This is a genomic window from Bradyrhizobium sp. (assembly GCF_049581145.1).
Classification (GTDB): Bacteria; Pseudomonadota; Alphaproteobacteria; order Rhizobiales; family Xanthobacteraceae; genus Bradyrhizobium.
In genome coordinates this window covers 1-6768 of record NZ_JBAURI010000483.1, presented here as the reverse complement: position 1 = coordinate 6768, position 6768 = coordinate 1, and the positions used below count along the sequence as shown (strand labels likewise).

Below are 6768 nucleotides of genomic sequence, written 5' to 3'. Positions count from 1 at the left end.
CGCCCCGCCCGGCGGCTGGGACAGCGGGCCGGCGCAGACGGCGATCACGAAGCCGGCTGCTGCCGCCAAGCCGCTCCTGATCAAGCGCGCCGCCGCGCGCTGATCGTTAGGCGCGCCGCGGACAGCGCGATACCAGCATATCCATCCGCGACAGAACCCGATAAACAGGCACCCTGATAAAAGGCCCGCGACGTAAGATCGAGATATAATTTCAAGACTGGGCCGCGCGCGATCACGGCTGACGCTCGAGCGTTTCGGTCGCGCGTCGCGGCCAAGAACATGCGCCAAACGGTTTAGCCGAGGGATCGAAAGAGACCGGGTTGTCCAGCGAGGATCACGACAAGGGCCCGCGCGCGTCCGTGCCGGGAGCGGGAGGGCCGTGGGGCAAACCGGTACCCGGGCCGATCGAGCGGTCGCGGGCTCTGATCGGACCTGCTCGCCGCGGCAAATGGCGGCGTCCAGCTTCGGTCGCCCTGTTCGTCCTGATCATGCTCAGCGTTGGCGCCCGTGCGTTCAAGGACCTGTCGCGGCCCGAGGCCTGGGCCTATTGGAAAGACCTTTACTTCTCGCCGAGCCTGACGTCGTCATTGGCGATCATCCCCGATCCTGACGGCTCGCCTCGGCGGGTGAAAGCGCTCGACGTGCGCGGCAGGATCGGAGCCGCGGCCGCGAGCTGGTTCCGCGAGCGGCTCGATGACGCCCATCTCGCACCCGGCGACATCGTGGTGCTATCGTCCCCCGGCGGAGACCTCGGCCAAGCCATCATCATGGGCGAAGGCGTCCGATCGCGCGGACTTTCAACCGCAGTCGGCATCGCGGATGGTTCCGGCGCGATCGCGCGGTCTTACTGCGCCAGCGCCTGCGTGCTGGTCTATGCCGGTGGCAAGACCCGATTCGGCGTCGAAGGCTCGCGTCTGGGCGTTCACCGGTTTGTCACCGCCATGGCAGGGCGCGATCCAGTTGCCGAAACCCAGCGCACCACGGGCATGGTCCTGAACTACATGACGCGGATGGGCGTGTCCTCCGCCATCGTGGAAGCGATGTCCGCGACCAGCGACGTGCGCTGGTTGACCGCGCAGGAAGCCGAGGCGATGAAGCTCGTCACGGATCCCGTCCGCACGCGCTGAGCCGCCGCTGGCTTGTCGTCCGGCCGCTCGATCACCGTGGCAACGCCGGGCTCCAGAAGTTTCGGCCACTTGCCGGAACCGACCATGTCAAAGCCGGCGCGCGGGTCACTTCGGCTCTGGCAGAAGTGCGCCCGGCCGTCGGCATGCACGGGAGCGATCGCAGCATCGGGAAACGCGCGCGCGGTCTCGATCGCGTCGTTGATATCCATCCCGAGGTCGAACGGCCCGCGGGTCTGCGTCGCGCCGGCGAATGGGGCACCACGTCGACCTGAAGCGCCGAGCCAGTTCGGCGACGCCATCGTGCCAGACCGTGTCGCCGCTGATGGTCGGACCGCCGATCAGGGTGTGTGTCGTGATCGGCTCCTTTGCAGCGAGGCGCTTGCGCTGGTGTCGGGACGGGTCACGAGATAAATGCCGAGCGCCACCGGGACGATTCCGAGCAGGTCGCGGACCGTGACGTGTTCGCCCAACACCAGGAACGCGAACAGCATCCCAAGCGGCGGCATCAGGAAATGATAGGCGCTCGCGGCAGTCGCCCCGCAGACTTTGAGCAGATGAAACCATAGCAGATAGGCCAGCACCGATCCGCCAAGCACGAGGAAAGCGAACGCGCCGGCGAGCTTCGCATTCGGCACGATCGCGCCGACGTCGGCCACGCGGAGCGCGACAGGCAGCAGCACGAGACCCGCGGCGAGATTCTGCACGCCATTGCCGGTCCACAGGCTGCCCTTGGGCGCGAACAGCTTGAATAGGATGGTGCCGCTGACCAGCGAGGCAAGCGAGGCGAGCGTAAAGAGAATGCCGTGCAGGCTGTCGGTGCCGGCCGACATCCGGTGCCAGACGATGAAAGCGACGCCGGCGACGCCGAGCACGAGGCCCAGCACCTTGCGCCGGGTCAGCGTCTCGCCGAGAAACATCGCAGCCAGCACCGCCGTGAACACCGGATTGGACGACACGATCAGACCGCCGAGTCCGGCCGAGACCGACTGCAGGCCGGTATAGCCGAGGCCGAGATAGAGCGCGTTATTGGCAACGCCGAGAACGGCGAACATCGCGACCTCGCGCCACGATAACGACCACGCATCGCTGCGAAACGCGGAGATGACGATGATCAGAACACCTGCCAGCGAGAACCGCGCCGCCAGCAGAATCAGCGGCGGGCAATAGGTGACGCCGATTTTGCCGGCGACGAAGGCAAAGCTCCAGAGCAGGCAGAACAGGCCGACATAAATTGGCAGCGGATTGAAGCGGGACCCGGAAATCAGAACCGGGGGCGAAAGCGACATGGCGGATCTCCTCGGACGTGACCCGCTGGATCTAAAGCCGCCCCTTGGCATTTGGAAATTAAATGATAAACTCATATCCAGTTGATTTTCCAATGGAGGCGCAGGTGCTGGACCTCGATCTGCTACGCAGCTTCGTCTCGGTGGTGGACGCCGGCGGCTTCACCCGCGCCGGCGAGCGCGTCCACCGTACCCAATCGACCGTCAGCCAGCAGATCAAGCGGTTGGAGGACGAGATCGGCCAGCCGCTCTTGAACCGCAACGGCAGGGAGGTGACGCCGACGGAACCCGGCGAACGCCTGCTGTCCTATGCGCGGCGGCTGTTGGCGCTCGCCGAAGAAGCGTGCGACGTGCTGGCGCGGCCCGGTGACGCAGATGCGGTCAGGCTCGGCATCCCCGAAGACTTCGCCGCCTATCGGCTAGCGAAGTGGCTCGCGACGTTTTCGCGCGCGCACCCGAGCCTGCGGCTCGACGTCCGCGCCGACCAGAGCATCTCGCTGCGGCGTGACCTGGAGCGCGGCGACCTCGACCTCGCGCTGCTCAAACGCGATGCCGGCGAGAAGGGCGGCATCGCGGCGTGGCCGGAGCGCGTGCACTGGGTCACCAGCAAGAGCCATCCGATCGATTTCAAGGTTGCGTCGGTGCCGCTGATCGGTTTTCCCTTGGGCTGTCTGTACCGGTCACGCGCGATCCATGCGCTGGAGAGCGCCGGCCGCGCCTGGCACATGGCCTACACCTCATCGAGTCTCGCCGGCATTCAGGCCGCGGTCGCCGCCGGGATGGGGGTGAGCATTTTGTCGGAAATGGCGATCCAGGCCGACCATCGGGTGCTGAACGCGAAGGACGGTTTTACGCCGATCGAGCGGACAGAAATCGCGCTGGTGACGTCCCCCACGGCCAGCCCCGCGACGCTGCGGCTCGCCGATCGCCTCGCCGCGTTCTGCAACACCGTGCAGGCCAAGGCGGCGTAACCAAACTTTCCCTCGGGAGAGGCGAAGAAAAGAGCCGTCGCATGCTCAATAGCACCGCGAGGCGGTGATGCTGTGGACGCGGGTGTCGCCGAGCACATGGGCCATGAAGCCCGGCGTCCGGAAGATCTTTGCGAACGCCGCATCGCGGATGCTGAGGCCCCCGGTGTAGGCGCCAAATGAGGGCATCACCAGCCGTTCGTTGTCGCAAGCGAAGCAGCGCCGTTCCATGGCGCGGCCGCGGGTGGCCACCCGCGCTTTCGGGTGCAGATGGCCGGCGATCTCGCCGAACGCGCCGGTCGGCTCATGGCGGAACGCGATCCTGCCGATCGCGACTTCATTGGCGACCATGCCGCCGAGACTGGAGGGCAGCGCCGGATCGTGATTGCCGGAAATCCAGATCCAGTCGCGCCGCGCCTGTAGCGCCGCCAGCGTCTCGCGGTCGCCGCCCGACAGCCGCCGATGGCCGTTCCGGTCATGAAAACTGTCGCCCAGCGCGATCACCATGCGCGGATCATGCCGCGCGACGACGGCGGCGAGCCGACCGAGCGTCGCGACAGTGTCATAGGGCGGCAGCAACACGCCCCGCGCGGCAAAACTCGAGCCTTTTTCGAGATGCAGGTCGGCGACGACGAGCAGGCGCGGCTCCTCCCAGAACAGCGCGCCGGAGAGATCGGCGAACATCGTAACGCCCGCGATCTCGAGAGCGCCTTGAGAGATGACGGAACGCACCGCTTGCTCCGTCATGGCCGGGCATGGCCGTCTGAAGGGCGGCGTCGCTTCCGCTCGCCTGCGCCTTGCCATCTACGTCTCGCCCGTGGAAAGGAAGACGTCGATGTCCTGGACGAGTCCGGGCATGACGACGTCGAGAGATCGGAGCCCCGCAAAACCATTCCCCTTATGAAGGTCTCTTCCAAGACATCGCCCTTCTACGACATCGCCTCTTTGACGAGTTCATCGGCGGCTTCCGCCAACAACTCGTCGGCGGCTTCGCCATAAACCTGCTCGCGGCCGATCTCCAGCATCACCGGGACTGCGAGCGGCGAAACGTGGTCGAGTTCCCGATGGGTGATTCGACCTCTGATTCGCGACAGCATATCACCCAATCGGCGCAGATCGAGCAAGCCGGTCGCGGCATCGGCGCGCGCGGCGCGCAGCAGCACATGATCGGACTGATGCTTGCGCAGCACGTCGTAGATCAGGTCGGTCGAGAACAGGACCTGGCGCCTGGTCTTCTCCTCATCGGTGAAGCGCCGCGCGATCAGGCCGGAAATCAGCGCGCAGGCGCGGAAGGTGCGCTTCATCAGCGCGGATTCGGCCAGCCAGGCTTCGAGATCGTCGCCCAGCATGTCCGGATCGAACAGCGCGTCCAGATCGAGCATGCCATGGCGGATCATCGACGACAGGTCGCCGATCGCCCAGACCGCCAGCGCGTATTCATTGGCGACGAAGCCGAGCGGCCGGGCGCGAGCGCGCTCCAGCCGTCGCGTCAGGAGCATGCCGAGGGTCTGGTGCGCGAGCCGTCCCTCGAAGGGATAACAGACGAAATAATGTTTGCTGGCGCGTGGAAAGGTCTCGACCAGAAGCTCCCGCGTGCCGGGCACCAGCGAAACATCCCGCTGCAGCATCAGCCAGTCGCGCACCTGCTCCGGCAGCGCGCCCCAGGCGCGTCTGTCGTCGAGCAATTTGCGGACCCGTTCGGCCAAGTAGGTCGAGAGCGGAAACTTGCCGCCCATGTAGGACGGCACTTTGGCGTCCTTGTCGTCGGCGCGCGAGACATAGACCTGGTCCTCCACCAGCGCCTCGTAACGCACGACCTCGCCGCCGAACACGAAGGTGTCTCCGACCACAAGCCCCTCGATGAAATATTCCTCGATCTCGCCCAGCATCCTCCCGCCGCGCGCAATCGCGCCGGTCGATCCCTTGTTCTGCCCTTGCCCGCCGCGCGAGCGCACCAGCCGCACCTTCAGCATCGCGTCTTCGACGATGGTCCCGACATTGAGCCGGTAGCTCTGCCGCACTCTCGGATTGGCGACGCGCCAGCGGCCTTGCTTGTCCTGCCTGATCCGCGCGAAGCGCTCGTAGGTCTTCAGCGCGTAGCCGCCGGTCGCAACGAACTCGACCACATCGTCGAAATCGCTGCGCGACAGCCTGGCGTAGGGCACCGCGGTCCGCACCTCGTCATAGAGTTCATCAGACAGGAACGGCTCGCCGCAGGCACGGCCAAGCACATGCTGGGCCAGCACGTCGAGCGCGCCAGTCCGGAGCGGCGGCGTATCCTGGGCATTTTCCGCAATCGCGTCGATCGCGACCCGGCACTCCAGAACCTCAAAGCGGTTGGCCGGGACCAGAACGGCGCGCGAGGCTTCGTCGATGCGGTGATTGGCGCGGCCGATCCGCTGCATCAGCCGCGAGGCCCCCTTGGGTGCGCCGATATTGATGACGAGATCGACATCGCCCCAGTCGACGCCGAGATCGAGCGAGGAGGTGCAGACCACGCCGCGCAGTTTGCCGGCTGCCATCGCGTCCTCGACCTTGCGGCGCTGGGCGACGTCGAGCGAACCGTGATGTAGCGCGATGGCCAGCCCGTCATCATTGATGCGCCAGAGGTCCTGGAACAACATCTCGGCCTGGCTGCGGGTGTTGACGAACACCAGAGTGGTCTTGTTGACCTTGATCAGCTCATAGATCTCGCCTAGCGCGTGACGCGCGGTGTGGCCGGCCCAGGGCAGGCGTTCGCGCGTGTCCAGCATTTCGACGATCGGAGGCGCGGCGCCGCCGCCGAACACGATGTCGGCGCCCGTGCGCAACCCTTGACTGGATCCTCGCGGCTGCGGCACCAGAAATCGCGCCAGTTCGTCCGGCTCTGCCACGGTCGCCGACAGGCCGATCGCGCGCGCGTCGGGCGCAAGCTGCCACAGCCGCGCCAACCCGAGCGACAACAGGTCGCCGCGCTTCGAGGTGACCAGCGCGTGCAATTCGTCGAGCACGATGCGCCGTAGTGACGCAAACAGAAACGGTGCGTCGTCGGAGGACAGCAGCAGTGCGAGCTGCTCGGGCGTGGTCAACAGGATGTCCGGCGGATAGCGCCGCTGACGCTGCCGCCGCGACACCGGCGTATCGCCGGTGCGGGTCTCGACCTTGATCGGCAGCCCCATCTCGGCAATCGGCGCCTCCAGATTGCGCGCAATATCTACCGCGAGCGCCTTCAGCGGCGAGATGTAGAGCGTGTGCAGTTCCCGGCTGCGTGCGACGCCGCGGCCGGTGGAGATCAATTCGCGGCGCGGCGGCGGGGCGAGGATCTCCTCTCCCAAAGCGAGTGCCTCCTGCGCGCCGCCCCCCGCGCGCGCAGCGCGTGGTGGGGAGACAGGAGGCTGCATCGAACCAGAC

General features: G+C 66.4%; 6 protein-coding genes. 3 read left to right on the top strand and 3 right to left on the bottom strand.

What is annotated here, in order from left to right; genetic code table 11:
* Window positions 1–320: 320 nt before the first annotated feature.
* Entirely contained in the window at window positions 321–1127 is an 807-nt protein-coding gene (locus tag WCB02_RS15995; protein WP_423959387.1) for a hypothetical protein, read from the top strand.
* 143 nt (window positions 1128–1270) lie between these two features.
* Window positions 1271–1399 (top strand): hypothetical protein, encoded by a 129-nt coding sequence (locus WCB02_RS15990; protein ID WP_423959386.1) that lies wholly within the window; start codon window positions 1271–1273, stop codon window positions 1397–1399.
* Window positions 1400–1465: 66 nt separating this feature from the next.
* Here WCB02_RS15990 and WCB02_RS15985 read toward each other — a convergent pair whose 3' ends face one another.
* Window positions 1466–2413 carry a DMT family transporter gene (locus tag WCB02_RS15985; protein WP_423959385.1) on the bottom strand — a complete coding sequence of 316 codons (948 nt, stop codon included), beginning with the start codon at window positions 2411–2413 and terminating at the stop codon, window positions 1466–1468.
* 104 nt (window positions 2414–2517) lie between these two features.
* Here WCB02_RS15985 and WCB02_RS15980 point away from each other — a divergent pair, with 104 nt between their 5' ends.
* Window positions 2518–3381, top strand: coding sequence for a LysR family transcriptional regulator (locus tag WCB02_RS15980; protein ID WP_423959383.1), 864 nt, complete (start codon window positions 2518–2520; stop codon window positions 3379–3381).
* A gap of 45 nt (window positions 3382–3426) precedes the next feature.
* Here the strand turns inward: WCB02_RS15980 and pdeM are convergent, their stop codons facing one another.
* Window positions 3427–4125: a ligase-associated DNA damage response endonuclease PdeM gene (pdeM, locus tag WCB02_RS15975; protein ID WP_423959382.1), complete on the bottom strand. Its 699-nt coding sequence runs from the start codon at window positions 4123–4125 to the stop codon at window positions 3427–3429.
* A gap of 182 nt (window positions 4126–4307) precedes the next feature.
* Complete coding sequence (locus WCB02_RS15970; RefSeq protein WP_423959388.1) at window positions 4308–6758, bottom strand: ligase-associated DNA damage response DEXH box helicase; 2451 nt, start codon at window positions 6756–6758, stop codon at window positions 4308–4310.
* Window positions 6759–6768: the final 10 nt, after the last annotated feature.

What these genes read in the sequence shown, in the direction of transcription:
- WCB02_RS15990 (WP_423959386.1), top strand. Translation starts at nt 1,271, where the DNA reads ATGCACGGGAGCGATCGCAGCATCGGGAAACGCGCGCGCGGTCTCGAT.
- WCB02_RS15970 (WP_423959388.1), bottom strand. Translation starts at nt 6,758, where the DNA reads ATGCAGCCTCCTGTCTCCCCACCACGCGCTGCGCGCGCGGGGGGCGGC.
- pdeM (WP_423959382.1), bottom strand. Translation starts at nt 4,125, where the DNA reads ATGACGGAGCAAGCGGTGCGTTCCGTCATCTCTCAAGGCGCTCTCGAG.
- WCB02_RS15985 (WP_423959385.1), bottom strand. Translation starts at nt 2,413, where the DNA reads ATGTCGCTTTCGCCCCCGGTTCTGATTTCCGGGTCCCGCTTCAATCCG.